Raw genomic sequence first — 26,576 nt, forward strand, 5'->3', positions numbered from 1 at the left:
GAGGGGTGGCGCTGCCCAGATAAGGATACAATGTATCATTGCAAGGTCTATTGTGAATCGGGCACTTGCCGCCCCTGTTGCGCGCTGGCAAAGGGGCGGGTGTTTATCCCGCCAGAAAGGCCCCTTTTTCGATGTCCCAGATGATCCGTGTCACCCTTCCCGATGGCTCTGCCCGAGAAGTCGCGCGCGGAACTACTCCGGCGCAGATTGCCGCCGACATCGGACCCGGCCTTGCCAAGGCCGCGCTCGCAGCGAAAATCGACGGCGAACTGCGCGATATCATGCGCCCGCTGGAGGAGGATACCAACCTCGCGCTGGTGACCAGCCGCGATGAGGCCGATGCGCTTGAACTCTTCCGCCACGACTTTGCGCATGTGCTGGCCGAAGCGGTGCAGAACCTGTTTCCGGGCACCCAGATCACCTTCGGTCCGTCGACCGGCGACGGCTTTTATTATGACTTCGCGCCCGCCGCCGATCGCGGCCCGTTCCGCGACGACGAACTGCCGCTGATCGAAGAGGAGATGCGCCGCATCATCGCCGCCGACCTGCCGCTGACCCGCGAAGTGTGGGAGCGCGACAAGCTGATCGCCAAATGGGCCGCCGATGGCGAGAGCTTCAAGGCCGAATGGGCCGCCGAATTGCCCGAGGGCGAGGAACTGACCGTCTACCGCAGCGGTGACGGCTGGATGGACATGTGCCGCGGCCCGCACTTGGCCTCGACGGGCAAGCTCGACCCCGCCGCGTTCAAGCTGACGCGCGTGTCGGGCGCCTATTGGCGCGGCGACCAGAAAAACGCCCAGCTCAGTCGCATCTATGGCACCGGCTGGCTCAACAAGAAGCAGCTCAACGAGCATCTTGTCCGGCTCGAAGAGGCCGCGAAGCGCGACCACCGCAAGATCGGCCGCGAGATGGACCTGTTCCACCTGCAGGAAGAAGCCCACGGCAGCGTCTTCTGGCACCCCAAGGGCTATCGCATTTACCGCGAGCTTGAGGCCTATATGCGCCGCGCGATCGACGGTTCGGGCTATGCTGAGGTCAAGACCCCGCAGGTGATGGACGCCAAACAGTGGGAGCAGTCGGGCCACTGGGGCAAATATCGCGAGAATATGTTCGTCATCCCCGACGAAGTCCCGAACATCGAGGATGAAGGCCCGATCGTCTCCGACGACGCCGAGTGGATGGCGCTCAAGCCGATGAACTGCCCCGCGCACGTCCTGATCTTCCGTCAGGGAACCAAATCCTACCGCGACCTGCCGCTGCGCATGGCCGAAATGGGCTGCTGCCACCGCAACGAGCCGCATGGTGCGCTCCACGGCATCATGCGCGTGCGCCAGTTCACGCAGGACGATGGCCATATCTTCTGCCGCGAAGACCAGATCGTCGAGGAAGTCCGCGATTTCTGCGCGCTGCTCGACCGCGTCTACAAGCAGCTTGGGTTCGAGAAATATGCGGTGAAGCTCGCGCTGCGCCCCGACATGCGCTTCGGCACTGAAGAAATGTGGGACAAGGCCGAGGCCGAGCTTCGCGAAGCGGTTGAACGCGCGGGCATGGCGACCGAAGAATATGGCTGGGAAGAATTGCCGGGCGAGGGCGCTTTCTACGCCCCCAAGCTCGAATTCCACCTGACCGACGCGATCGGCCGCACCTGGCAGTGCGGGACGATCCAGTCCGACCGCGTGATGCCCGAACGTCTCGATGCGAGCTATATCGGCGAGGACGGCGCGCGCCACCGCCCGGTGATGCTCCACCGCGCGATCCTCGGCACCTATGAACGCTTCATCGGCATATTGATCGAGCACTTCGCCGGTCGCTTCCCGACCTGGCTCGCACCGGTGCAGGCGGTCGTCGCGACGATCGTCTCCGACGCAGACGACTATGCCAGCGACGCGCTCGCCCAGCTCACCGCGGCGGGCATCCGCGCCGAAAGCGACCTTCGCAACGAGAAGATCAATTACAAGGTCCGCGAACATAGCCTGCAAAAAGTTCCCTATCTGCTCGTCGTCGGCAAGCGCGAGGCCGAAGAAGGCACCGTCGCGATCCGCACCCTCGGTCAGGACGGCCAGCGCATCATGCCGCTCGCCGAAGCGATCGCGATGCTGAAGGGCGAAGCGACCCCGCCCGATCTGCGCGATTGAGCGTGAAGCCGCGGCGACGCTGGTGGCGCTGGCTGTTGCTGCTGGCGCTTGTCGGCGTCGCGCTTCTGGCCAAAGGTTATTGGAACGCGACGCGCGATCCGGTGATCCGGTCTGCGACGGTGGAGGTCGCCGACTGGCCCGCGGGCCAGCCGCCGTTGAAACTGCTTCTACTGTCTGACATTCATGTCGCGGGCCCCGACATGCCGCCCGCGCGGCTGACGCGCATTGTTGCGGAGCTCAATGCGCTGCGGCCCGACGTCGTGCTGATCGCAGGCGATCTCGTCAGCGAAAAGCGGGCCGCCACGCACATTTATACGGCTGCGCAGGTCGTTGCGCCGCTAGGCGGCTTTCGCGCGCCGCTGGGCGTTGTCGTCGTACCGGGCAATCACGACCATTGGTTTGACCCGGCGGCGCTACGCGGCGAGTTGGAAACGCAGAAAGTCCGGGTTCTGCAAAATGAGGCGGTGAAGCTTGGCCCGCTGGTCATTGGCGGCATCGACGATGATTATTCAGGCCACGCCGATGTTGCCGCAACGCTGGCGGCAATGGACCGTCTCGGTCCCGGCGTCCCGCTGATCCTCACGCACAGCCCCGACAGCATACCCGCGGTCAAGCGGCCGGTCGCGGCTATCCTCGCCGGCCATACCCATTGCGGCCAGATCCGTTTTCCCTTCATCGGCGCGATTTCCTATGTCTCGCGCTACGGCGACCGCTTCGCCTGCGGCGACATGATCGACCGGAGCCAGCGTATCTTCGTCGGCGCCGGGCTCGGGACGAGCCTCTTGCCGCTGCGATTCAACACACCGCCCGATGCGTGGCTGGTCACTCTCAAAGCAAAGGCCGCCCGCCCATGACCGACCTGTCGCAGCTTGTCGGCATCGCCCCGCTGACCCTCGCCGGCGCGGCGGCGATGACCTTTGGCGCCGCTTATGTGCGCGGGCTGACCGGCTTCGGGATGGCGATCATTCTCGTGCCCCTGCTCGGCCTGATCATGGCGCCGGGCGAGGCGGTGGTGCTCGGCATCTTGCTGCAACTGCTGATCGGCCCCGTGGGGATCAAGGTCATCATGGCCGACGCCGACCGGACGACCGCGGTGCCGATCGCGCTGCTCGCGATGGCGTCGACGCCGATCGGCATGTTCGCGCTCAATGCCACGACACCCGATCTCGCGCGGATATTGATTACGACGGTCGCGGTCGGGGCGTTCGTCGCGGTGCTGCTGCCGAAGCAGGCGGAAGGTCATCAGCCCGGCCGCCTCGCGGTGGGAGGAACAGGCATAGCGGCGGGTATCTTGACCGGATTTGCCGCGATGCCGGGGCCGCCCGTTGTGCCCTTCTATTTCCGCCGCCACCTCGAACCGCGGGTGACGCGGGCGTCTATGCTGCTGATCTTCTTTGCGACCGCGATCGCGGGTTCGCTCGCGGCGCTGTGGGTCGGGATTGCAACCTGGCGCCTGTTCCTGCTCGCGGTGCTGCTGTTCCCGCCGATGTGGCTCGGCAACCGCGTCGGCGCGCGCCATTTCGGCCATGTCCCGCCGCGCGTGTGGCAGACGATGGTCGCGGTTGTCCTCGGCGTTGCCGCGGTGTCGGCGGTGGTGCGGGCGCTGAACTGACTCGTTTTCCGTTCGCTCGACACGAACGGGCAATTTATAGACTCCGCAAAGCCTGCGCCGGTCGCGCCGAGAGCAAGGGCCAGCTTCCCGCAATCCCGATCAGGAACGACAGCCCCGCGCCGCCGAGCAGGGTCGCGCCGACGATGAACGGATCGGGGGCAAAGGTGAATTCGAACAGCTGGGTGACCACATACCACGCCCCGGCAAGCCCGAGCCCGAGCGCCAACACCGCAAGGATCGCCGCCAGCACCGCATATTCCAGTCCCTGCGCGCCCAAAATCTGGCCTCTCGTGGCGCCGAGCAGCTTCAGGATCACGCTGTCGTAAACGCGCCGTTCGCGGCTCGCGGCGATCGCGCCGATCAGCACCGCAATGCCCGCGAGGATCGCGATGCTCGCCGCCGCCGCAATCGCCTGGCTCATCTGGGTGAGCAAAGTCGTGACCTGCGACACGACATCGCGCACCGCGATCAGCGATGCCGAGGGGAAGGCGCGCGGGATGCTGCGTGCGAGAGCGGTCTCGGCCTGCGGCGATACCGCCACCGTCGCGACCATATTGTGCGGCGCGGCGTCGAAGGTGCCGGGCGAAAATACGAGCACATAGTTGAGCCCGAAATTGTCCCATTCGACGGTGCGGAGCGATGCGACCTTGGCCTGCACCTCGACCCCCAGCACATTGACCGACAGCGTATCGCCGATCTTCAGCCCCAGCGAGGTCGCGACTTCCTGCTCGACGCTGACCAGCGGCGGTCCCTTGTAATCGGCCGCCCACCATGCGCCGCCGACCAGCGTGCTGCCGTTGGGAAGGACGGGGCTATAGGTCAGCCCGCGGTCGCCGCGCAGCACCCATGCGCCTTCGGGTAATTCGGCGAGCTCATCGACGCGCTGCCCGGCGAATTCGGTGACGCTGCCGCGCAGCGCGGGGATCAGATTGACGTCGGCTTGCGGGTCGGCCCCGCGCACCAGCGCGCGGAACGGCGCGATCCCGTCGCGCGGCACGTCGAGGACGAAAAAGCTGGGCGCACGCTGCGGCACGGTGCGGCTGATCTCGGCGGTGATGCTCGTCTGGATCGCGGCGAGGGTGACGAACAAAGTCAGCCCGAGCCCCAGCGCCACCACCAGCGCGCCCGTCGCGGCGCCGGGGCGGTGCAGATTGGCGAGAGCGAGGCGGAACAGCGGGCGGCGCGGGCGGGGCAGGCGGCTCGCGGTGCGGCGCACCAGCCAGCCGAGTCCAACGAGGATGAGGAGCAAGCCAACCGCTGCGCCGATGAAGCTCAGCGCGAACAAAGGCTCGCGCGCGGTGCCGACCGCGAGCGCGATGATCGCGGCGAGCGCCGCGCCCACCGCGAGGATCGTCGGCCGGTCGACGCGCGCCGCGCTGTCGACCGTCGCGCGATAGAGCCCCGCCGCCGGGACATGCTTTGTCGCCGCGAGCGGGGGCAGGGCAAAGGCGATCGCGATCAACAGGCCATAAGCCGCGCTGACCGCAAGCGGCAGCGGATAGATGGCGAAGCCCGGACGCACCGGCAGCACGTCCCCCGCGACCGCACCGATCGCAATGGGCGCGAGCGCGCCAACGATCAGCCCGGCGACGATCGACACCGCCGCGACTGCCAAAATTTGCAGGCCATAAATGCGCAGCACCGCGCCGCTGTCGGCGCCGAGCACCTTCAGTGTTGCAAGGCCGGGGCGTTTGCCCGCGAGATAGCTCGCGACACCATTGCCGACGCCGATCCCGGCGATCACCAGCGCGGCGAGCCCGACGAGCGACAGGAACTGTCCCATCCGCTCGATGAAGCGCCGCGTGCCCGGAGCGCCATTGCTGCGGTCGGCAATGTCCCAGCCGGCCTCGGGGAATTGGGCGGTCAGCGCCTTGCCGACCGCTTCGGGGTTGGCGCTATCGGGCAGACGCAGGCGATATTTGCTCTCGTAAAGGCTGCCCGGCTGGATCAACTGTGTTGCAGGCAGGTCGGACAGCCCGATGATCGCGACCGGGCCGAGGGTGAAGCCTTCGCCCAGCCGGTCGGGCTCTTCGGCGATGATGCCGTCGATTTTAAATGTCTTGTCGCCAAATTTCACGCTGCCGCCGACATTGAGGTCAAGCCGTGACGCGAGATCCTTGCCGATCCAGATGCCGCCCGGCGGCGGCGGGCCGCGGCGTTCGCCGTTTTCCAACCGCATGCTGCCATAGAGCGGATAGGCGCCGTCGATCGCCTTGAGTTCGGAAAGCAATGCGTCGCCGCCCGGCGCATTGGCCATCGCGCGCATTCGTACCGTGGCCGAAGGCGCGCCGGCGCGGCGGAAACCCGCCATCTCCTCTGCGGTCGCTTCGCGCTGCGGCAGGCTGAATTCGACGTCGCCGCCAAGGATCGTCTGGCCACGCACCTCGAGTTCGGACGTAATACCGCGCGTGAGGCTGCCGATCGCCGCGAGCGTCGCGACGCCGAGGAACAGGCAGACCGCAAGCAGCCGGAGGCCACGGATACGCGTCGCAAGATCGCGCCGGGCGATCCGCCAGAGGGTGGCGAGCGGGAGCATCAGATCCTCCCCCAACGGGGGAGGGGGGCCACCCGCAGGGTGGTGGAGGGGCACGGGAGGCCATGCGCAGCGCTTGACTGAACGTGCCCCTCCACCATACTTTGCATGGTCCCCCTCCCCGTTTCGGGGAGGATGGCTTCGCCCTTCACGCCCGTTCCTCAATTCGCCCATCGTGCATCACCACAACACGGTCGCAATGTTCGGCAAGCTCAGGATCATGGGTGATGATCAGCAATGTCGCCCCTAGCGCGGCGCGGCGCGCGAAGATCAGCTCGATGATCGCATGCCCGGTCGCGGTGTCGAGATTGCCCGTCGGCTCGTCGGCAAAGATGATAGCGGGTGAACTCGCCATCGCGCGCGCGATCGCGACGCGCTGCTGCTCGCCGCCCGACAGTTGCGCGGGATAATGGGTGAGCCGGTGGCCTAGCCCGACCGCCTCCAACTCGGCGGCGGCACGTCCGAATGGATCGGATATTCCCGCCAGTTCCAGCGGCACCGCGACATTCTCGAGCGCCGTCATCGTGGGGAGAAGATGAAACGCCTGCAACACGATGCCGACGCGCCCGCGCCTGGCCCGTGCCAGATCATCCTCGTCCATCGTCGCAAAATCGAGTCCCGCGACGTGGATACTGCCGCCGTTGGCGCGTTCGAGCCCCGCCAGCACCGCCATCAGCGAGCTTTTGCCCGATCCCGACGGGCCGAGCAGCGCGACCGATGTTCCGGCCGGAACCTCCAGGTCGACCCCGCGCAATATTTCGACAGGGGCCTTGTCGCTCCCCAAAGTCAGCGTCACATTATGGGCGGCGATCGCCAGTTCTGGCGAAGGTCGATGCGCGTCGGTCAAGGAAGGACCCTTTGGAAATGAGAACGGCCGGATGGCGCTCTTGCGCTTTATATGGTTGCGCCATCGCGCTTTGCCAACCGCTTGCTGCGTGCGGATCGGCGGAGACGCCATCGGCTTCGACCAATGACAAGGCCGCAGCGAAGGCTGGGCCCGCGATCCCCGCCGACGCGCCGCTCGTCATTGCCTTTGGTGACAGTCTCTATGCCGGCTATCAGCTTGCTCCAAAGGAAGGCCTCGCCCCGCAATTGCAGGCGGCACTGACCCAGGATGGCGTCGTCGCGCGGGTGCAGAATGCCGGTGTGTCGGGCGACACCACCGCGGCCGGGCGCCAGCGCCTGACCTATGTGCTCGACAATGCAAAGACGAAGCCGGCGCTCGTCGTGCTGGGACTCGGCGGCAACGACATGCTGCGCGGAATCGGCCCCGACCAGACACGCGCCAATCTCGACGCGATGCTGGCCGAACTCAAGAAGCGCGAGATTCCTGTGCTGCTGACCGGCATGGTCGCGGCGCCGAACCTCGGCAACGACTATGCCAAGGCGTTCAACCCGATTTATTCCGACCTTGCCGGGAAATATGGCGTGAGCTTCTACCCCTTCATCCTCGACAATGTCGTCACCGATAAAAAACTGATGCTCGCCGACAATATGCACCCCAATGCCAAAGGGGTGACGGTGATCGCGGAGGGACTGGCGCCGCTGGTCGAACAGGCGCTGCCGAATACGCAATGATAAATCCTCCCTGTGCCGCAGGCATGGGGAGGGGGACCGCCGCGAAGCGGTGGGGGAGGGGCTGCGACGCCAGCGCCAAAGCTCCTCCGTCAGCGGTCTTGCCGCTGCCACCTCCCCATCGCTACGCGACAGGGAGGATTGAAGGTATCAGCCCCCGCGCGGCCCGAACAATATGATCGCCGCGCCGCCCAGACAGACAGCTGCACCGATCACATCCCAGCGATCGGGCTTGGCCCCCTCGACCGCCCACAGCCAGATCAGCGCCGACACGATATAGACCCCGCCATAGGCGGCGTAAGTGCGTCCGGCATGTTCGGCATCGACCAGCGTCAGCAGATAAGCGAACAGCGCCAGCGACGCCATTCCCGGCGCGATCCACCACACCGACTTGTCCATCCGCAGCCACGCCCAAAAGGCGAAGCAACCGGCAATTTCGGCGAGCGCGGCGCCGATATAGGCAAATGCTGTCATCCGCTGCTGTTGGCGTCACCGCGCGGTAAGCGCAAACAAAAAGGGGCGGCCCGATGGACCGCCCCTTCCTGTTTCAGTTTCTGTCCGAAGGATCAGAAAGCCATGCCGAGGCCGACAGCAAAGGTGTCGAAGTCGCTGAAGTTTTCGATGAACTGGTGGCGATATTCAACCTTGCCGTACAGGTTCTGGCCCAGCTTGTGCTGGTAGCCTGCACCGACATAGGGATCGTCGATCTGGCCGAAGGTGTAACCGGCGTTGACATAGGCCTTGCCGTTGGCGCCAACCTTGGCACCAGCGCGGCCGCCAGCCGAGAACTGAACCTTGTAACCGTCGGCGAGAACCTTGTCGCCAGCGATTTCGGCGCCCGCGAATGCGGTCGAGCCGAGGTCGAAATCATAACCTGCAGCGACGCCAGCAGTGGCATCGTCGAGGCCGCCGCCGGTGATGTAGCCGCCGCGCACTTCGACGCGAGCTTCGCCACCATCAGCAGCCAGGGCCGGGGTTGCAACAATGGCCGACAGGAGAGCGGCTGCAACTGCGAATTTTTTCATTTTTATTCCTTCACTCTGACTTGGCCACGCCCTTTGGGTCGCGGTCCGGCCCCTAAATGGCGTTTTCGGCTGTCGCTTCAATGAATGGATCGTTCAGATTGTGACAATTTTCTTACCTGTGTTAATTTTACAACACAGCATAGGTATGCGCTGGCGCAATGGGCCGAATAACAGGCGCATGGGACCTCGGTCCCGGCGAAAGAGAAGCTCGCCGGGGCAATTTTACGCGGTGATGGAGGCCCGTTATTCGCCGGGATGGCGACTCGAAGGCTTAGCCGAGCGCCGCCTGCTTTTCCTCGGCGATGCGGTCGAGTTCGGCGCGGGTCGGCTTGGTCGCCGCGCTCTTCAGCTGACCGCAGGCGGCCATGATGTCGCGCCCGCGCGGGGTGCGAACCGGCGCCGAAATCCCCGCCTTGAAAATCAGATTGCTGAACGCACGCACCCGCTCGGGTGACGAACATTCATACATCGCGCCGGGCCAGGGGTTGAAGGGGATCAAGTTTACCTTCGCGTGCAGGCCATATTGCTTGATCAGCCGGACGAGCTCGCGTGCATCGTCGTCGCTGTCATTCTTGTCCTTCAGCATCACATATTCAAAGGTGATGCGCCGCGAATTGCCGGCGCCAGGATAATCGGCGCACGCCTGCAACAATTCCTCGATGCCATATTTGCGGTTCAGCGGCACGATCTCGTCGCGGATTTCCTTCGACACCGCGTGGAGCGAGACCGCGAGATTGACGCCAATTTCTTCGCCCGCGCGCGCCATCATCGGCACGACGCCGCTGGTCGACAGGGTGATCCGGCGCCGCGACAGCGCCAGGCCGTCGCCGTCCATGACGATCTTGAGCGCGCCTTTGACTTCGTCGAAATTATACAGCGGCTCGCCCATGCCCATCATCACGATGTTGGTCAGGATGCGGCCGTCGGCGGTGTAATGACCGCCCTCTTCGTCGCCGTCGTCCTCTTCGGGATCGGGTCCAAAGCCCGCCATCGTGCCCTTGGGCCATTCGCCCAGTTCGTCGCGCGCCAGCATCACCTGTCCGACGATCTCGCCCGCGGCGAGGTTGCGGACGAGGCGCATCGTTCCGGTGTGGCAGAAACGGCAATTGAGCGTGCAGCCGACCTGGCTCGACACGCAGAGCGTTCCCCGATCGGCGTCGGGGATGAAGACCATTTCATATTCCTGGCCGTCGGCGGCGGCGAGCAGCCATTTGCGCGTGCCGTCGTTCGACACCTGCGCCTCGCGCACCGTCGGGCGGCCGATGATGAAACGGTCGGTCAGCCACGGGCGCATCGTCTTGGCGATGTCGGTCATCGCCTCGAAATCGGTGACCCCGCGGTGGTAGATCCAGTGCCAGATCTGCTTGGCGCGCAGCTTCGCGGCCTTGGCGTCAAGCCCGGCCTCGACCAGCACGCCGCCGATGGCGTCGCGGGTCAATCCGACAAGGTCGATGCGGTTGCCCCCGCGCAGGGGAACGGTGCCCGTCGTGACGGGGTCGATATGGCCGGGGATCTGCATGATGTCGGCCCTATAGTCGCGAAGCGGCGTCAGCGCAATTGCGCGCTGCGCCTCCGCCCGTTCGTCCGCGCGTCAGGCCCCGTGATAGGTCTCCAACGCGTCTTCCAGTTCCTCGACCGTTCCGACCTGGGTGCGGTCCTCATCGGCCACATGCGGGAAAATCGCATCGAGCCGGCGTCGCAGCGTCGCGTCAAAGGTCGGCTGATTCGAAATGCGTGCATTGCCGACGGTCAGTTCCATGCGGATCGCATCCTTGATCCGCTGCAGCGCCGCGCCGTCCAAAATTCCGGCAGTCAGCAATTCTTCGCACAACTGGATCAACCCGACGGTCGTTGCGTGCGAACGCAGGCCGATGAACTCCAGCGTCCGGTGCTTCTCGCGCGGGCATAGTTCATTCTGGCTGACAATATTCATCTGACAGGCTTCCTTCTCCATCCGTACCCGCCGAAGTGACGCGCCCATTTCGGGTCTGTCATCTGCCACATCGGCTTGCGGTGGATCATGAGCCTATATCCAGCATTTCGGCAAGTGCCGACACGCGTCACCGTCAATTTAGTTGTCGAAGGATCGCCAGAATAGCCCGCGCCGCCAGGATATCGCACATCCGGCGACCGATCGCTGCCGCGCCTCGGCCACCAGGCGAGCATATCGACTATTTCTGGATCGAGCTGACGCGAATGGGTTGACCGTGCGATGCATTGGCAATCACCATTTCGGCCTGTGCCGAGGCAAGGGTCCGCGTCTCGTTGCGGCAATGCCGGACATCATTCTGGCCTGCGAGATCGAAATCCGACGCCGATCCGCACACCGCAACGGCGGCGCGCCATATCCGGCGGTCGAGCGTCCGGGCACCTGCCTCGGTTCGCAGGTCGAGGTCTTTATGCTGCACGATCATGCTCGGGTTCGCGGGCGCAGGCTGGGCGAGCACTGGCTGGCCAAAGGAAGCGGCAGTCAGGGCGGCGAGGATCAAAAGCTTTTTCATCTTGTGTCTCCATCGGCCGGCTAAGCAGGAGGGGAGGAAGCCGGTGACACACCAGATAATCGATCGCGCGGAGCGAAAGGAGCAACGATGTTGCGCGACCATTCTGCAAAATTGCAGAATGAGCCAAAGACGATTATGACGCACAAGACGCCATGTACGACTGGAACGACCTTAAAGCCTTTCTCGCGGTGGCGGAGACAGGCAGCACGCTATCCGCGGCGCAGACCCTGCGCGTCAGCCAGACGACGGTGGCGCGCCGCGTGGCCGCTCTGGAGCAGGCGACCGGCCTCAACCTCTTCGAGCGGCGACAGGCGGGCTATGCGCTGACCCCGGTGGGCGAGGCGATGATGGCGAGCGCCGTCGCGGTTCGCGATGCGGCCGACCGTTTCGGCGAAGCGGCAGGCGCCCGGTCGCGCGACGCGGGCGGTACGGTCAGCCTGACGGCGATGGAAATTTTCGCGGTGACGATCCTGCCGCCGATCCTGCGCGATCTTCGCGCCGCGCACCCCGGCATCCATATCCACCTCGACACCGCCGACGAACCGCGCGATCTGGCCGCCGGCGCGGCCGACATTGCGATCCGCAGCAGCAAACAGCCCGCCGGTGCGGGCCTCGTCGGGCGGCGCATCGCCGACAATCCCTGGACCCTCTATTGCAGCCGCGATTATGCCGACCGGCACGGCATCCCGCACAGCCGCGCGGAACTTGCCGCCCACCCCTTCATCGGCGGCGGCGGCGGAGTCTGGGAACCCTATCAGGCCTGGCTGCGGCAATATGGGCTCGAGACATCGGTGGTGATGCAATATGATAGCGGAACCGGCCTGCTCGCGGGTGTCCGCTCGGGCATGGGCCTCACCATCTTGCCCGCCTTCATCGCCGACCGCGAACCCGATCTCATCCGCTGCATTCCGCCCAAAAGCGAAGACACCACAGGCCTGTGGCTGCTCACCCACGAACGGCTGCGCCATGTGCCGCGCGTCCGCCTGGTCCTCGACTTCATCGCGGCTGAACTGACGAAGCTGGCGCGGGAGAAGTAGCAAGGACGGCGACTGGCCCCACCACTCAGAAATCGCTGTCCTACAATATTCGGCCGATCTAGCCTTGTCGGCCATGGCCCGCCACACCCCTTTCCCATTCTTCCTCGCGCCGGACAGGGCGGGTGCCGGTGCGGGCAGAATATGCGATTCCGGAGTGAAGTTACGCAGTTTTCCATCGCCCAGCGCCAACCAGCCCTCTCTTCACCCCGGGCTTGACCCGGGGCCTGCCTTGTTTTGGCGGCATACACCAAAGGCAGGCGGGTCCCGGGTCAAGCCCGGGATGGCGATCCGGGAAATACAGCGCGTGGAGTCGCGATTCCTGAATGAAGTTGCGCAGAATTCCGCCCTTTCGACGGAAATCCGCAACCCCCTCCTTCGTCACCCCGGACTTGATCCGGGGTCCCGCTTTCGGGCGTCGCGGAGCGGGACCCCGGATCAAGTCCGGGGTGACGATTAGGATTGGCTTTCAGAATGAAGTTGCGCAGTTTTCCGGGCGATTCCCTTGGCCACTTCATCCTGTTCCCCGGCGAAAGCCGGGGCCCATACCCTTGGCGCCTACCCGCCGTTTCCGGACTCCGGCGTTCGCCGGGGGAGCGGGCTGGAAGCTGCCCGCGGAACGGGAATCGCGAATGAAGTTACGCAGAATTCTGCCACTTCTCGAAACCGCCTCAGCGGATCGAGGCGCACCCCAATGCCGCGGCGTCGATCGCCGTCGCCGCGCCGCGCAGCCGATAGGTGTCGGTGATCGCCCCACCGCCCGCCGTGCCACTCTGAACGCGCATGCTCGGCGCCGATCGCATCGCGGCGACGATCGCGGCGTCCATCCGCGCATCGCTTGCCCAGCCGTGCGCGCCATTGCCGGTCAGGATGAAGCGGCGGTCGCCGATCGTCAGGCGCAATTCGCGATTCGGTGCGCGCGCTTTCGACAGGCGGACATAAAATTGGCCGCGGATGCGTGCTTTTGGCCAGGTGCCGACGCTGGCATAGGCCTTGATCTGCGGCGTCCCGATCGTCGCGGATGGCGCGGCGATGGCATAGCAGCGCGGGGTCGCCGGATCGCGAAACGCGCCCCAGTCGCCGAAAATGCCGAGCGCGGTTGGCGACGCGGCGAGCGTTACGGCTGGAACCGCTGCCAAAAGGGCGAAAAAGGGCAGGGCGCGCCGCATCGCGCCTCGTTCGCGCGAATGGGCATGCATTGCAAGCATGGCTTGCACGGCGCGACGCGTACGTTAAGGAAGGTGGACATTTTCAGGGGCAGGGAATCGGGGCGCCGAATCGCTTGGGTATCCGCCCCTCCAGGGACTTCTCCCGCACGAAACACAGGATGGCGGATTAGAATGAAAGCGACGATCGAACGCGCAGTGTTGTTGAAAAGCCTCGGCCACGTCCAGTCGGTGGTCGAACGGCGCAATACGATTCCCATCCTCTCGAACGTCCTGATCGAAGCCGACGCGTCGGGCCAGCTGAAATTGATGGCGACCGACCTCGATTTGCAGGTCGTCGAAACCATCGCGGCCAAGGTCGAAACCCCGGGCACCACCACCGTATCGGCGCACACGCTTTTCGAAATCGCCCGCAAGCTGCCCGAGGGCGCCGAGGTCAGCCTCGCCGCTGCCGACGGCAAGATGCAGGTCAAGGCCGGCCGTTCGAACTTCAACCTGCCGACGCTGCCGCGCGACGATTTCCCGGTGATCGCCGAAGGCGACCTGCCGACCAATTTCGAACTGCCGGTCGCCGAACTGATCCAGATCATCGACAAGACGCGCTTCGCCATCTCGACCGAAGAAACGCGCTATTACCTAAACGGCATTTTCCTGCACGTCGCCGAGGACGCATCGGGTCCGGTGCTGAAGGCCGCGGCGACCGACGGCCACCGCCTCGCGCGCTACACCGTTACCCGCCCCGAAGGCGCGTCGGCGATGCCCGACGTCATCGTCCCGCGCAAATGCGTCGCCGAAATCCGCAAGCTGCTCGATGAGGCCGAAGGCAATGTCGAAATCAGCCTGTCGGCGACGAAGATCCGTTTCCAGCTCGGGCATGCAATCCTGACCTCGAAGCTGATCGACGGCACTTTCCCCGATTACAGCCGCGTCATTCCGACCGCGAACGACAAGCTGCTCAAGGTCGATCCGAAGAGCCTGTTTCAGGGCGTCGACCGCGTCTCGACGATCGCCAGCGAAAAGACCCGCGCGGTCAAGGTCGGCCTCGACAAGGACCGCATCACCCTGTCGGTGACCAGTCCCGAAAACGGCACTGCGGCCGAAGAGGTCGCGGCGGTCTATGACAGCGAGGCGATGGAGATCGGCTTCAACGCCCGCTATCTGTCCGACATTCTGGGGCAGGTCGACGGCGACACGGTCGAACTGCACTTGGCCGATGCCAACGCCCCGACGCTGATCCGCGAAAGCGAAAAGAGCCCGGCGCTCTACGTGCTGATGCCGATGCGGGTCTAGAAACCCGATACAAGGCGAAACAAAAAAGGCCCCGCAGTTGCGGGGCCTTTTCTTATCCGGTCTTCGTAACCCGCCAGATCACCCCGCCGGTATCATCCGCAACCAGCGCACTGCCATCCTTCGCGACCTTCACATCGGCCGGACGGCCGCGGGTCGTCTTGCCGTCCTTGGCGAGGAACTGGTCGAGCAGCGTGACCGGCAGCGCATCGACGGGCCTGCCGTTGGCGCCGAACTTGACGAATATGACGCTGTAACCCGCGACGGGCTCGCGGTTCCATGATCCGTGCAGCGCAACCAGCGCGCCATTCGCCCAGCGGTCGCCAAGGTCGAGGCCCTGCGTAAAGGTCATCCCCAGCGGCGCGGTGTGCGCGCCCAGCCCATATTTGGGGCGCTTGACATATTGGCGGCGATCCTCGCCCTCGGGCTCGACCCGCGGATCGATGACGCCGCCCCAATAATACCAGGGCCAGCCATAGAAATCGCCCTCGGTGACGTCGGTCAGATAGTCCGGAACCAGATCGCTTCCCAGCATGTCGCGCTCGTTGACGACGGTCCACAGCCGCCCGCCGTCCGGGTAGAAGCCGAGCCCGACGGGGTTGCGAATGCCAGCGGCGAAGGTGCGCATATATTTTTGTTCGGGCCGCACTTCGAGGATGCTGGCGCGGCGAACCTCATTGCCCATGCCTTTTTCGCCGATGTTCGAATCGGCGCCGACCCCGATGTAGAGCCAGCCATTGGGCGCGGCAGCGAGGCTTTTGGTCCAGTGACGGTTGGTGCCCTTCGCGGGCAGGTCAACGATCTTTTCCGACTTGCCGCTCATCTGCGTCTCGCCGGCGACATAGGGGAAGGCAAGCAGCGCGTCGGTGTTGGCGACGTATAGCGTGTTGCCGACCAGTGCCATGCCATAGGGTGAGTTGAGGCCGGTGAGATAGGCGGTCTTGACCTCCGCCTTGCCATCGCCGTCGGCGTCGCGGAGCAGGGTGATGCGGTTCGCCGACGGGCGGCGACCCGTGCCGCCCTTGCTCATCAGATTGCCCATGATCTTGCCCTCGACCCCCGATGTATCGCGCGGCGGGCTCTGCGCCTCGGCAACCAGCACGTCGCCATTGGGCAGGACGAGCATATTGCGCGGATGGTCGAGCCCTTCTGCAAAGCGGGCGACCGCCAGGCCTTCGGCGGCGCGCGGCGCCTGCCCCGCGGGCCAGCTTGTTGCCTCGGGGACGTTGATCGTCGGGAATGTCTCGGTGCGCTGCGACGCCATTACCGGCACGCGGCCGCTAAGTTCGGCGGTCGAGAAGCGCGCGACGTCGGGCCGCGACATGACGTAAAGCGTGACGCCTCCCGCAACTGCGATCGGCAACAGGGCGAGGGCGGTATATTTCAGGATCTTGCGCATGATCCCTGTCTACACGGCGATGGCGCGGCGGCAAAGGGGCGAAACATGCCCCGTCGCTATCGGAAGACGGTTAACGTCAATCCTCTCCCAATTAACCTTACCCATTTGTTCATTACGGTTGGGAACGGGGCGGTGAGGGCACGGGTCTAAGGGTGAGGTTCGACGCAACGGACCGGGATTCATGCAGCTGCCAGCGCCCTTTCTTGCCGACCGCACGGCGGTCGAAGACGCCCATATGCTGATCGACCAGCATGGCGAGGAAGCGGGCTTCGCCGCCGCCGCCCGCGCCGAGCAATATCGCGTGCTCGGCAACCATGTGCATTTCGCGCGCTGGCGCCAGATCGAGCGGCTGATCACCTATTTGTCGGTCGAAACCATACTCGACACGGTGCACTGAATCAGAGCTGCAGCCCGGCCGTCTCGGGCAATCCCGCCATGATGTTGAGATTCTGGACGCAGGCGCCGCTCGCGCCCTTACCCAGATTGTCGAGCCGCGCGACGAGGCGTGCCTGACTGCCGTCAGCGTCGCCGAACAGGAACAGCTCCAGCAGGTCGCTGCCCTTGCTGGATGCGCGCAGCAACATTTCACCGTCAGCGGGCGGTTCGCCCATGACCACGACGGGGCTGCCAGCGTAGAATTTGGCAAGCGCGTCGCGCAGTGCATCCGGTGATCCGGCACCCGACATGGCGGCCAAATGCAGCGGCACTTCGACCACCATACCGCGATGTGCCGCAACGACTGCGGGCGAGAAAAGCGGCGCGATGGTCAGGCCGCAGCGTGCCTGCATCTCGGGCACATGCTTGTGGCCAAGCTGCAGGGCATAGCCGCGCCACGCAATGTCACTGTCACTCTCGAAGCGTTCGATCAGCGCCTTGCCCCCGCCCGAATAGCCGCTGACGGCGTGGCAAATATAGGGCCAGTCGGCGGGGAGGAGACCTGCCCGGACGAGCGGCGCGATCAGAGCGATGAAACCGGTCGAATAGCAGCCCGGGTTGGAAACGCGCATCGCTTCGGCGACGGCATCATGCCCGCTAACTTCCGGGAAACCATAGATCCAGCCCGGAGCGACGCGGTGCGCGGTCGAGGCGTCGATTACCCGCGTGCGGTCATTGTCGATCATCGCCACGGCTTCGCGCGCGGCATCGTCGGGCAAGCACAGGATGACGAAATCGGCGCTGTTCAGCGCCTCGCGCCGTGCGGTGGCATCCTTGCGGCGCGCTTCGTCGAGGGTGATGAGGGCAAATTCGCTCCGGCCGGACAGCCGCTCGGCGATTTCCAGGCCCGTCGTTCCCGCCGCGCCGTCGATGAATACATTATAAGTCATGGATTATTTCAGTCGTTTATAGCCGGAAACCGGCGGATCATGGTCCTTGGCCGCCGATCGTGCGATCACGTCGGCGAGCGGTTCGCTTTTGACCGCCATCCATCGTCGGCTTGCATGAATGATATGCCGGTCGTCGGCCATGATGCCGACGTGGCCGGGGAAGAAAACCAGATCGCCACGCGCCAGATCAGCGGGCGCGACATCCTTGTCGGCGGCGAGCGAGGCGAGTTGCAAATCGCTGTCGCGCGGCAACTGGACGCCCGCGGCGCCCCACGCGAGCTGGACGAGTCCCGAACAATCGACGCCCTTCGGGGTGCGGCCACCCCACGCATAGGGCGTGCCGATCATTTCTTCGGCGATGGCGGCGGGATCGGCGTGCTGCACCCCAACCTCAACCATCGCGGCCAGCGGGAGGAAGCCGTGCGCGGTCGCGAGCCATTCGCCCTGTTCCTCGCCCATCACCAGTGCGCCGCGCGGCAGCACGCCGGGGCCGCCGCTCGCGGCATCGGGCGCGCCATGCAGCATCGCTTCGCTCATTCCGACGCGGTGGGTCGGCGCGATCGGCGTTCCCAGCGCTTCGGCGGCGAGATAGCCGACATAATGGTCGGGGAGGGAATAGCCCCACGCCCAGCCGCCGGTCAGGTCGAGCAGGGCAAAGCCTTCGCCGAACAACAGCTCGCTCGTCTGCTCGGCCTCGAGCGATGGCGAGGCGCGCAAAGATGCGGCGGGCAGGACGCCGCTGCGCATCATCGGCGCGGCATAATGCGGTGCGAAATGCTGACCGGCGACGGCAATATCGGCAAGGTCGGGGCGGATCGCGACGATGCGCGGATCATAGATTTGCGACGTGCCCGTCAGGCCAAAGCGGCCGCGGCCAGCACCCGCTGCAGCGGGGCGCCCCATGCGCACGCGGTTCGCCGCTGAATGTTCGCCTGTCTCCGCTGTCACTTGCCGTCCTGTATATGCCGGTGGTCCGCCGCTGACGGATAATCGCGCGCCATTAGACCAGCAGGCGGCGCTTTATCAAGAAGCTTCACTGCGGCCGCGGCGGTCATAGCGTGCCTGCAACATCGCCCAGGCGGCGCGCAGCCCCAAGGCCGCGCCGCCCTTGGGCCGCCCGGGTTTTGCCGACGGACGCCAGGCGAAGGTGTCAAAATGCGCCCAGAGCGTATCGCCGGGAACAAAGCGCTTGAGGAACAGTGCCGCAGTTATCGACCCGGCAAAGGGCGAACTCCCCGCATTGCCCAGGTCTGCGATGTCAGTTTCGAGCAAATCGGCATAGCCATCCCACAGCGGCATCCGCCACAGCGGATCGTCGCGCTCGGTCCCGCCCGCCAGCACATCGGCGGCGAGGGCATCGTCATTGGCAAAAAGCGCGGGCAGGTCGGGGCCGAGCGCGGTGCGCGCGGCGCCGGTCAGCGTCGCGAAATCGAGAATCAGCTCGGGCTTGTCCTCGCCCGCCTTCGCCAGCGCATCGGCCAGCACCAATCGGCCCTCGGCGTCAGTGTTGCCAATCTCGACCGTGAGCCCGAGCCGACTTTTGATTACGTCGCCGGGGCGGAAGGCGTCCGACGAAATCGCATTTTCCGCTGCTGCGATCAGACAGTGGAGGCGGACCGGCAGGCCCGACGCCATCACAAGTTCGGCGAGCGCAAGGGCATGTGCGGCGCCGCCCATGTCCTTCTTCATCAGCCGCATGCCCGATGCAGGCTTGATGTCGAGCCCGCCGCTGTCGAAGCTGATCCCCTTGCCGACCAGCGCGACGCGGGGGTGATCTTCCTTGCCCCAGACAATTTCGATCAGCCGTGGTGCGTGATGCTTCGCCGCGGCGCGCCCGACCGCGTGGATCATCGGATAGCCTTGTTCCAGCGCCTCGCCCTTGGTGACGGTCAGCTTGCCGCCTTGCGCCTTGGCGATGCGTTCGGCTTCCTTTTCGATCGCCGCCGGTCCCATGTCGGCGGCGGGGGTGTTGACGAGGTCGCGGACGAGCGCGGCCGCGCGTACTTCTGCCACCGTCGGCGCGATTGCGCCGACGTCGCTGGTCAGCAGGACGCGTGGCCCTTTTATGTCGGCCTTGGATCGATAGGCGTCGAAGCGATATTGCGCGCTCATCCATCCGAACAAGGCCTTGCCTGGTTGTCGGCCTTCAAGGCGATAGCGACCTTCGGGAAGAATTTGCCCTAGCTTGGCGAGGCACCAAGCGGACAATGTGTCGACGTTGGCGACCGTGGTGACAACCGCCCATTTTTCGGGGTCGTCGCCGGGCAAGATCGCGTGGACGAAAGCGTCGGGCCTGAAACCGACTGCGGCGAGGTGGGCGCGCTCGCGGGCGTTACGTCCCGTCAGCCATTCGTGATAGCCTTGCTTGTCGACGAGATGGATAGTGCGGGCGTCCTGCCCCTTGTCGGGCTGAATCATGTCGGAATAGTCGATCATGATTTTCTGCTAGGCCTGCCGGGAAACTTTGTCGATTCCCGGAGTTATGGCAGCATGACAGTAGCAAACCTCCCCCTCAGCCGCGCTTTGGTCCTGCCGGGCATCCTTCTTCTCGCCGCCTGCTCGGGCGAAAGCGACGCTCCGGCCAGTCAGGTCGACAAGGCAGCGGCTGCCGCGGTCCCCGGGGCTCCTCCTGGCGGGGCGGGCGATCTTGCCGCGAAAAATGCCCCCGCATCCGACGTGAAGGAAAACAGCGATCTGCTCGAATTCGCCTATGGCTATCCCGCTGAGGCGGCGCAGATCCCGAAACTCGCGGCATGGCTCGACAATGACCGCGCGACGAAACGTTCCGCGCTCGTCGCGGCGGCCGAGCGCGATCAGGCGGGGGCCAAAAAGGAGGGCTTTCCCTATCGCGCCCACACCCATTTACAGAAATGGGAAAAGGTCACCGACACCCCGCGCTTTCTCAGTCTGTCGAGCGAGATTCAGACCTATACCGGCGGCGCGCATGGGATGACCGGTTTCGACAGCTTGATCTGGGACCGTAATCGCGGCATCCAGCTTAAGCCGCTCGACCTTTTTACCAGCGGCGCGGCGTTCGATGCCGCAATCCGCGACGATTTCTGCGCAGCGATCGCGCGCGAGAAGGCGGCGAGGGGGATCGCACTTCCCGAGGAACCCGACAGCCCGTTCGCCAAATGCCCACCCGCATCGGCGCAGACGATCTGGCTGGGCTCGTCCGACGGGCGCTATCTCGACCGGCTGACCGTTGCGATCGCACCCTATGAAGTCGGCCCCTATGCCGAGGGCAGCTACAAGATCAACGTGCCGATGAGCCGGGCGGTCGTGGGCGTCGTGAAGAAGGAATTCGCGCGCGACTTTCTTCCCACCAAATGATCGGGGGCGGGCAGGCAGAGGTTACATTGTTCACAGATAGGGGGGGCAGACAGGAGATTTGTCATGCCAGCCAAATCGAAAGCACAGCAGAAAGCCGCCGGCGCTGCATTGAGCGCCAAGCGCGGTGACACGCCCAAATCGAAGCTCAAGGGCGCGTCGAAAGAAATGCTCGAAAGCATGAGCGAAAAACAGCTCGAGGATTTTGCCAAAGGCTCGACCAAGGGCAAGCCCGAACATGTTGATTGACGGACCGGCTACTCGGCGGCTTGCAGTTCCGCCGATGCCGCCACCGCAGCCCGCGCACCGCCGAAGGTCAGCACGCCGTCGTCGATCGCGCCGGTCCGCATGTCGATGCGATCCTGCACATAATTCTGGCTGAGCCGCCATGGCAGCGCGACTGTACTTTTGGGCATGATGTGCAGCGAGCGCTGGATATAACCCGAAGAGAAATCGAAGACATTTTCTTCTTCGAGGCTTGACGGGTCCGCCAGCGCCGGCGTCGCGACGGTGGTCGCGGTGTCGCGCATATGATTGAGCACGCGGCAGACATATTCCGAAACGATGTCGGCACGGAGCGTCCAGCTCGCATTGAGATAGCCGAATACGGCCGAAAAGTTCGGTACGTTCGAGAACATGCACGCCTTATAATAGAAATGCTCATGCCATTCGACGGCATGGCCGTCGACGCGCACAGGAATCTTGCCCGCGACCGCAAGGTTCAGGCCCGTCGCGGTCACGATGATGTCGGCATCGAGATGCTTGCCAGACTTCAGCTGAATACCCGTAGCGTCGAAACGTTCGATGTGATCGGTCACGACCGAGGCCTTGTCAGCCTTGATCGCTTCGAACAGGTCGGCGTCGGGAACGAGGCACAGGCGCTGGTCCCAGGGATTATAAGGCGGGGTAAAGGCTTCGGCGTCATAGCGGTCGCCGAGTGCGGCCTTGACCTTCTTGGTCAGGAAGTCCTTGACCTTCTGCGGCTTGTCGCGGGCCTTTTTGAAGACGATATCCTGTAACTTCACATTCTTGAAACGCGTGATTTTGTAAGCCAGTTTTTCGGGCAGAATCTTGCGCAGGAAATTGGCGAAGCCATCCTTGGCCGGACGGATCGCGTACCAGGTCGGGGTACGTTGCAGCATCGTTACATGCGCCGCATCCTTTGCCATCGAGGGAACGATTGTCACCGCCGTGGCACCCGAGCCGATCACGACGATTTTCTTGCCCTTATAATCGAGATTTTTCGGCCAGAATTGCGGGTGGATGGTCTGGCCCCTGAAATCCTCGCGTCCCGCCAACTGCGCGTCGAACGGCTCGTCATAATCATAATAGCCCGCACCAAGGTACAGCCAGCGCGCGGTCGTCGTCGATGTCGCGCCCTTGTCATCCTCCATCGTCACGGTCCAGCGCGCGGTGCCGCTGTCCCAATCGGCGCCCACCACCTTTTGGCTCAGACGGATATGTTCGCGAATATGACGCTCATCGACGATGCGATTGAGATATTCGAGAATCGAGGGGCCGTCGGCGATCGCCTTTTCATGCTTCCACGGTTCGAAGACGAAGCCCAATGTATGCATATCACTGTCCGAGCGAATGCCGGGGTAGCGAAACAGGTCCCATGTCCCGCCAAGATTGGCGCGGCGATCGACCAGCGTAAAACTGCGATCGGGGCTATATTGCTGCAAATGCGCCGCCATCCCGATACCCGAAATGCCGGCGCCGACGATCAGTACATCCTGATCGACCGGAGCGGCCGTTCCGTTTGCGGGGCGTTCCATCGTCGCCGTGCCTGCCATATTCCTGTCTCCCGGCTATGTTTTGCGGACAGCTTACGCACCGCGTTTCATTTTGCAATCGAATTGACAGGGGTGAAAGTAGGGGGCGGAATAGGGGGGAGGCGGTGAAGCATCCTTGTCGCTGTCACAATATTGTCATAGGGGCGTAGCGTTTTTATCAGCTGCCGGGCGTCCCGCCCCGCTGAATTCCATGGAAAGGATAAAGCCCGTTGCGCCAGATCGCTGTCCTTCCCTATCGTTTCGGGGGCCCCGCGCAGGATGGGCCGACCGAGATTTTGCTGATCACGTCGCGTGAAACGAAGCGCTGGGTGATTCCCAAGGGCAATCCGCTGACCGGGATGGAGCGCCACGCCGCGGCTGCGATCGAGGCCGAGGAAGAGGCCGGTGTACTGGGCGCCGTCTGCCCGACCGCGATCGGCAGCTATGAATATCGCAAGCGCCGCGCCAATGGCGCGCAGATCATGTATAATGTCGAGGTCTTCCCGCTCGCCGTGACGTGCGAACTTTCCGAATGGAAGGAAATGGACGAGCGCGACCGGCAGTGGTTTTCTTTTGACGCCGCCGCGGCGGCGGTCGAGGAGCCCGATCTTCAGGCGCTGATTCGCTCGTTCGGTGACACCGGCTTTCGTGCTGTTGCCGCGCCGCGCGGCGTCGTCCAAAATGTAGCAGAGAAGACAGGGGTTAGCTGGATGTTCGCATGGTTTCAGCGTTTGCTGCCGCGACAGGGGAATTTTTTCGAGCTGTTCGAAAGCCACGCCGCGACCCTCGTCGCCGGCGCCAACGCCCTGTCGCGCATGCTGCAGGGCGGCGAGGGCATGGCCGACCATATCCAGGAAGTCATCGAGCGCGAGCATGACGCCGACGCGATTACCCGCGAAGTGCTGCAGACCGTCCGCCGCACCTTTCTGACGCCGTTCGACCGCAGCGCGATCACCAGCCTGATCGCCTCGATGGACGATGCGATCGACGAGATGCAGAAGACCGCGGGCGCGGTCGATCTGTACGACGTCAAGGAATTCGACCCCGAAATGCGCGACATTGCCGGCATCATCGTCGATGCCGCGCGGCTGACCGCCGAGGCGCTGCCGCTGCTCCGCAACATCGGCGCCAATGGCGCACGCCTTCACGAACTGACCGAGCGGTTGGTGCGGATGGAGGGGCATGCCGACGAAATCCACGCCGCGGGCCTGCGCCGTCTGTTCAAGGAACATGGGGAGTCGAACACCGTTCACTTCCTGATCGCCCGTGAAATTTACCGCCATCTCGAGCGCGTCACCGACAGTTTCGAGGATGTCGCGAACGAGATCGACGGTCTGGTCATCGACCACGCATAAGCGGGGGCGCTCACCATGCACGAACTCGCTCTTCCGCTTCTCGTCGGCCTTGTCATTCTGGCGCTGGCGTTCGACTTCCTCAACGGGCTGCACGACGCCGCCAACAGCATTGCGACCGTCGTTGCGACGCGGTTGCTGCGTCCGGTGCAGGCGGTGCTGTTCGCCGCCTTCTTCAACTTCGCCGCCTATTTCCTGTCGGTGATCTTCCCCGAACTCCACAAGGTCGCCGAAACGATCGGCAAGGGGATTATCGACAAGGATCTGGTCACCCCGGCGGTCGTGTTCGGCGCACTCGTCGGCGCGATGTTCTGGAACATTGTCACCTGGCTGAAGGGGATTCCGTCGTCGTCGAGCCACGCGCTGGTCGGCGGCATCGTCGGTGCGGGCGTCGCGCATGCGGGGTTTGAGGGGATCGAGTGGACCGGGCTCAACAAGACCGTCATCGCGATCTTCCTGTCGCCGCTGCTCGGCATGATGCTCGCGATGGTGGTGATGCTGCTCAGCAGCTGGGCGCTGCGCCGTGCGACCGCCAATTTCGCTGAAAAGACCTTCCGCCGCCTGCACCTTCTGTCGTCCGCCGCCTATTCGATCAGCCACGGGCTCAACGATGCGCAAAAGACGATGGGGATCATCACCGTCCTTCTCTATTCGACCGGCTATCTCGGCGGTGAGTTCCATATCCCCCACTGGGTCGCGTTCAGCTGCTATGTTGCCATCGCGCTCGGCACGCTGTCGGGCGGGTGGAAGATCATCGAGACGATGGGCGGTCGCATCACCAAGCTGTCGCATCATCAGGGCTTTGCGGCTTCGACCGGCGGATCGATCATGGTCTTCACCGCCAGCCTGCTCGGTATTCCGGTATCGACGACGCACACGATCACTGGCAGCATCATCGGCGCCGGCGTCGCCCGCCGGGCCAGCGCGGTGCGATGGGGCGTGGCGAGCAATGTCGTCGCGGCATGGTTCATCACCATCCCGGCGAGCGCGGTCGTCGCGGCGGCATTTTACGGACTGACGCGGCTCTTCTGATCACTTCACCGGCCGATAATCGACGCTCGCCCCGCCGACCATCTGCACGGGCAGGTAGAGGCCGTTACCATAGGCCTTGATCTCGCCGATTGCGAAGCTGTCGACGCGGGTGCGGATGACGAAGGGGCCTTCGCGCCTTTGATCCACCGCGCGCTTGATCTTGCCTTGTAACTTATCGAGATCGTTTGCGAAATTCTGGGTCAGCGCGTCGGCGATCAGCGGCGCGAAGCCTTCGCTTCGGCCGAGCAGGATGAGCAGATCGCCGCCGACCCCGTCGGTGTCGCCGTTGATCGAGAGGTTGCTGAAATGGACCTCGGCCGAGCCCGGTCTGTTGACGGGAATCGCGGTCATCCAGATGCGGCCGCGTGTGGGATCTCCCGTGCGGGTCTCCAGCTTCGCAGCGACATCGACCCCGACCGCGATGCGACCACCGGGCGCGCCATAGATGGTCGACTTGCCGAATTTGACCATCATCGAGCCGAGCTTAGGCAGGACGAAGGGGCGCTGCGACCGTTTCGCGAGTGCGCGGTCGACGACCGGCTGAAGTATGGCATAATCGGCGATCACCGGCACGCGCACGTCGAGGTGCGGGCGCGGCATTTCGTGCACCAGCCGGGGCAACGGGGTGGGCGTGGGGTCGGTCGGACGACCCGAGACGAAGGTTTCGGTGATCGCCTCCAGCCCGAGGTTGAGGTTCATCCGCTGGCCCTCGATCCGATAGCCGCCGTAGAGGATGCGCTGCGGCGTTACGCGCATCCACACCGGCGGATTTTCGCGGTTGAGTTCGAGCGCGGTGAAGCTCTGCCGCCAGATATCGGAGGCTTGTTTGCGGATATCGATCTTCGCGATCTCGCGGCTCACTTCGCGTTCGATGTCGCGCACGACGGGAGCGAGCTTGGCATCGGCCTCATCGGTGAAGGTGATACGCTTGCCGAGGAAATCGATCCCGGGCGGTTGGGTCCAGCCATAGCTGATCCGCGCCTTGCCCTGGGTGCGCCAGTCGGGGGTGAGTTCGACGCGGATGCGCGCATGCGCCATCGCGGCGCCGGTCGCGGTCTCGCCCTTCAGCACCCCGCCGACGTCGCGGGCGCGGATCGTCGCGTGGATCGGCACGTCGACGACGATCTCCCTGCCTTCGCCGCGCAGGCGTAGCGGGCCGCGCGTCACCTGCCCGACGATGGTGCAGGCGATCGGCGGGGTCACCTTGACCTTCTTGCCGAACAGTTTGACCCGTTGCGGCGGGACGCAGGCGGGCTCGCGCTTGTCGATCGTCCATAGCGTCGTCGGCACCGCGCGTTCGAGCGCCTGTTTGAGCGAGGCGGTGCTGGCGTTGATCGGGACCGCGATCAGCGAGGTTTGCGTGGGGGAGGGGGCGGTATCGGTCGCGCGTGGTGGCGGGGCGACGTCGGTCTTGCTGTCGCAGGCGGTGAGGGCGGCGGTCAAGATGAGTGTCGCGGTCGCCAGTTGGACTAAACGCATGCTGTGCCCCTGCTGC

At 64.5% G+C, this 26,576-nt stretch carries 25 protein-coding genes; 11 read left to right on the forward strand and 14 right to left on the reverse strand.

Going from position 1 to position 26,576, the window contains the following annotated elements; translation table 11 throughout:
- Positions 1 to 131 precede the first annotated feature (131 nt).
- Genes thrS through CDQ91_RS12235 form a run of 3 tightly spaced genes read left to right on the forward strand, consistent with a single transcriptional unit; the run spans position 132 to position 3,747 of the window.
- Positions 132 to 2,135 (forward strand): threonine--tRNA ligase, encoded by a 2,004-nt coding sequence (thrS, locus tag CDQ91_RS12225; protein WP_088473018.1) that lies wholly within the window; start codon positions 132 to 134, stop codon positions 2,133 to 2,135.
- Positions 2,136 to 2,137: 2 nt separating this feature from the next.
- Positions 2,138 to 2,989: a metallophosphoesterase gene (locus tag CDQ91_RS12230; protein ID WP_088473019.1), complete on the forward strand. Its 852-nt coding sequence runs from the start codon at positions 2,138 to 2,140 to the stop codon at positions 2,987 to 2,989.
- The gene (locus tag CDQ91_RS12235; RefSeq protein WP_088473020.1) at positions 2,986 to 3,747 is read left to right on the forward strand and encodes a sulfite exporter TauE/SafE family protein; all 762 of its coding nucleotides are present in this window, start codon (positions 2,986 to 2,988) and stop codon (positions 3,745 to 3,747) included. The genes CDQ91_RS12230 and CDQ91_RS12235 overlap by 4 nt, the downstream gene beginning before the upstream one ends.
- Before the next feature lie 34 nt (positions 3,748 to 3,781).
- Here the strand turns inward: CDQ91_RS12235 and CDQ91_RS12240 are convergent, their stop codons facing one another.
- Positions 3,782 to 6,283: an ABC transporter permease gene (locus CDQ91_RS12240; protein ID WP_088473021.1), complete on the reverse strand. Its 2,502-nt coding sequence runs from the start codon at positions 6,281 to 6,283 to the stop codon at positions 3,782 to 3,784.
- Positions 6,284 to 6,428: 145 nt separating this feature from the next.
- Positions 6,429 to 7,127, reverse strand: coding sequence for an ABC transporter ATP-binding protein (locus CDQ91_RS12245; RefSeq protein WP_088473022.1), 699 nt, complete (start codon positions 7,125 to 7,127; stop codon positions 6,429 to 6,431).
- Between the two features lie 17 nt (positions 7,128 to 7,144).
- Between CDQ91_RS12245 and CDQ91_RS12250 the strand changes: the two genes are divergently transcribed.
- Positions 7,145 to 7,858, forward strand: a complete 714-nt coding sequence (locus CDQ91_RS12250) for an arylesterase (RefSeq protein ID WP_088473170.1) — start codon at positions 7,145 to 7,147, stop codon at positions 7,856 to 7,858.
- A gap of 147 nt (positions 7,859 to 8,005) precedes the next feature.
- Here CDQ91_RS12250 and CDQ91_RS12255 read toward each other — a convergent pair whose 3' ends face one another.
- The 5 genes from CDQ91_RS12255 to CDQ91_RS12275 form a co-directional block, all read right to left on the reverse strand.
- Positions 8,006 to 8,329 carry a YnfA family protein gene (locus CDQ91_RS12255; RefSeq protein WP_088473023.1) on the reverse strand — a complete coding sequence of 108 codons (324 nt, stop codon included), beginning with the start codon at positions 8,327 to 8,329 and terminating at the stop codon, positions 8,006 to 8,008.
- A 92-nt stretch (positions 8,330 to 8,421) separates the two neighbouring features.
- Positions 8,422 to 8,880 carry an outer membrane protein gene (locus CDQ91_RS12260; protein WP_088473024.1) on the reverse strand — a complete coding sequence of 153 codons (459 nt, stop codon included), beginning with the start codon at positions 8,878 to 8,880 and terminating at the stop codon, positions 8,422 to 8,424.
- 271 nt (positions 8,881 to 9,151) lie between these two features.
- On the reverse strand, positions 9,152 to 10,399 hold the full coding sequence (gene rlmN / locus CDQ91_RS12265) for a 23S rRNA (adenine(2503)-C(2))-methyltransferase RlmN (RefSeq protein WP_088473025.1): 1,248 nt from the start codon (positions 10,397 to 10,399) through the stop codon (positions 9,152 to 9,154).
- Positions 10,400 to 10,471: 72 nt separating this feature from the next.
- Positions 10,472 to 10,813, reverse strand: a complete 342-nt coding sequence (locus CDQ91_RS12270) for a hypothetical protein (RefSeq protein ID WP_144036766.1) — start codon at positions 10,811 to 10,813, stop codon at positions 10,472 to 10,474.
- A gap of 238 nt (positions 10,814 to 11,051) precedes the next feature.
- A complete protein-coding gene (locus CDQ91_RS12275) occupies positions 11,052 to 11,381 on the reverse strand; it encodes a UrcA family protein (protein WP_088473027.1) in 330 nt (109 codons plus the stop codon).
- A gap of 152 nt (positions 11,382 to 11,533) precedes the next feature.
- Here CDQ91_RS12275 and CDQ91_RS12280 point away from each other — a divergent pair, with 152 nt between their 5' ends.
- Positions 11,534 to 12,418 (forward strand): LysR family transcriptional regulator, encoded by an 885-nt coding sequence (locus tag CDQ91_RS12280; protein ID WP_088473028.1) that lies wholly within the window; start codon positions 11,534 to 11,536, stop codon positions 12,416 to 12,418.
- 668 nt (positions 12,419 to 13,086) lie between these two features.
- Here CDQ91_RS12280 and CDQ91_RS12285 read toward each other — a convergent pair.
- The gene (locus CDQ91_RS12285) at positions 13,087 to 13,584 is read right to left on the reverse strand and encodes a hypothetical protein (RefSeq protein ID WP_088473171.1); all 498 of its coding nucleotides are present in this window, start codon (positions 13,582 to 13,584) and stop codon (positions 13,087 to 13,089) included.
- A 171-nt stretch (positions 13,585 to 13,755) separates the two neighbouring features.
- Here CDQ91_RS12285 and dnaN point away from each other — a divergent pair, with 171 nt between their 5' ends.
- A complete protein-coding gene (gene dnaN / locus CDQ91_RS12290; protein ID WP_088473029.1) occupies positions 13,756 to 14,871 on the forward strand; it encodes a DNA polymerase III subunit beta in 1,116 nt (371 codons plus the stop codon).
- Positions 14,872 to 14,923: 52 nt separating this feature from the next.
- On the opposite strand, the gene CDQ91_RS12295 is transcribed toward dnaN, so the two are convergent.
- Positions 14,924 to 16,267 (reverse strand): PQQ-dependent sugar dehydrogenase, encoded by a 1,344-nt coding sequence (locus tag CDQ91_RS12295; RefSeq protein ID WP_088473030.1) that lies wholly within the window; start codon positions 16,265 to 16,267, stop codon positions 14,924 to 14,926.
- Positions 16,268 to 16,448: 181 nt separating this feature from the next.
- On the opposite strand from CDQ91_RS12295, the gene CDQ91_RS12300 reads away from it, so the two are divergent.
- Positions 16,449 to 16,664, forward strand: coding sequence for a hypothetical protein (locus tag CDQ91_RS12300; protein ID WP_088473031.1), 216 nt, complete (start codon positions 16,449 to 16,451; stop codon positions 16,662 to 16,664).
- A gap of 1 nt (position 16,665) precedes the next feature.
- Here the strand turns inward: CDQ91_RS12300 and argC are convergent, their stop codons facing one another.
- The 3 genes from argC to CDQ91_RS12315 form a co-directional block, all read right to left on the reverse strand.
- On the reverse strand, positions 16,666 to 17,592 hold the full coding sequence (argC, locus tag CDQ91_RS12305) for an N-acetyl-gamma-glutamyl-phosphate reductase (protein ID WP_088473032.1): 927 nt from the start codon (positions 17,590 to 17,592) through the stop codon (positions 16,666 to 16,668).
- 3 nt (positions 17,593 to 17,595) lie between these two features.
- On the reverse strand, positions 17,596 to 18,540 hold the full coding sequence (locus tag CDQ91_RS12310; RefSeq protein WP_237245959.1) for a C40 family peptidase: 945 nt from the start codon (positions 18,538 to 18,540) through the stop codon (positions 17,596 to 17,598).
- 75 nt (positions 18,541 to 18,615) lie between these two features.
- Positions 18,616 to 20,028: a leucyl aminopeptidase family protein gene (locus CDQ91_RS12315; protein ID WP_088473034.1), complete on the reverse strand. Its 1,413-nt coding sequence runs from the start codon at positions 20,026 to 20,028 to the stop codon at positions 18,616 to 18,618.
- Positions 20,029 to 20,082: 54 nt separating this feature from the next.
- Here CDQ91_RS12315 and CDQ91_RS12320 point away from each other — a divergent pair, with 54 nt between their 5' ends.
- Positions 20,083 to 20,925: a DUF3298 and DUF4163 domain-containing protein gene (locus CDQ91_RS12320; RefSeq protein WP_088473035.1), complete on the forward strand. Its 843-nt coding sequence runs from the start codon at positions 20,083 to 20,085 to the stop codon at positions 20,923 to 20,925.
- Between the two features lie 63 nt (positions 20,926 to 20,988).
- Complete coding sequence (locus tag CDQ91_RS12325; protein WP_088473036.1) at positions 20,989 to 21,171, forward strand: DUF3008 family protein; 183 nt, start codon at positions 20,989 to 20,991, stop codon at positions 21,169 to 21,171.
- A gap of 8 nt (positions 21,172 to 21,179) precedes the next feature.
- Here the strand turns inward: CDQ91_RS12325 and CDQ91_RS12330 are convergent, their stop codons facing one another.
- Positions 21,180 to 22,718 (reverse strand): flavin-containing monooxygenase, encoded by a 1,539-nt coding sequence (locus CDQ91_RS12330; RefSeq protein WP_237245960.1) that lies wholly within the window; start codon positions 22,716 to 22,718, stop codon positions 21,180 to 21,182.
- A gap of 209 nt (positions 22,719 to 22,927) precedes the next feature.
- Here CDQ91_RS12330 and CDQ91_RS12335 point away from each other — a divergent pair, with 209 nt between their 5' ends.
- On the forward strand, positions 22,928 to 24,052 hold the full coding sequence (locus CDQ91_RS12335; RefSeq protein ID WP_174688504.1) for a DUF47 family protein: 1,125 nt from the start codon (positions 22,928 to 22,930) through the stop codon (positions 24,050 to 24,052).
- Positions 24,053 to 24,067: 15 nt separating this feature from the next.
- Positions 24,068 to 25,081, forward strand: coding sequence for an inorganic phosphate transporter (locus CDQ91_RS12340; protein WP_088473037.1), 1,014 nt, complete (start codon positions 24,068 to 24,070; stop codon positions 25,079 to 25,081).
- Here the strand turns inward: CDQ91_RS12340 and CDQ91_RS12345 are convergent, their stop codons facing one another.
- Positions 25,082 to 26,560 (reverse strand): DUF4403 family protein, encoded by a 1,479-nt coding sequence (locus CDQ91_RS12345; protein ID WP_088473038.1) that lies wholly within the window; start codon positions 26,558 to 26,560, stop codon positions 25,082 to 25,084.
- Between the last annotated feature and the right edge of the window lie 16 nt (positions 26,561 to 26,576).

This window comes from Sphingopyxis witflariensis (assembly GCF_002205635.1).
GTDB classification, from domain to species: Bacteria; Pseudomonadota; Alphaproteobacteria; order Sphingomonadales; family Sphingomonadaceae; genus Sphingopyxis; species Sphingopyxis witflariensis.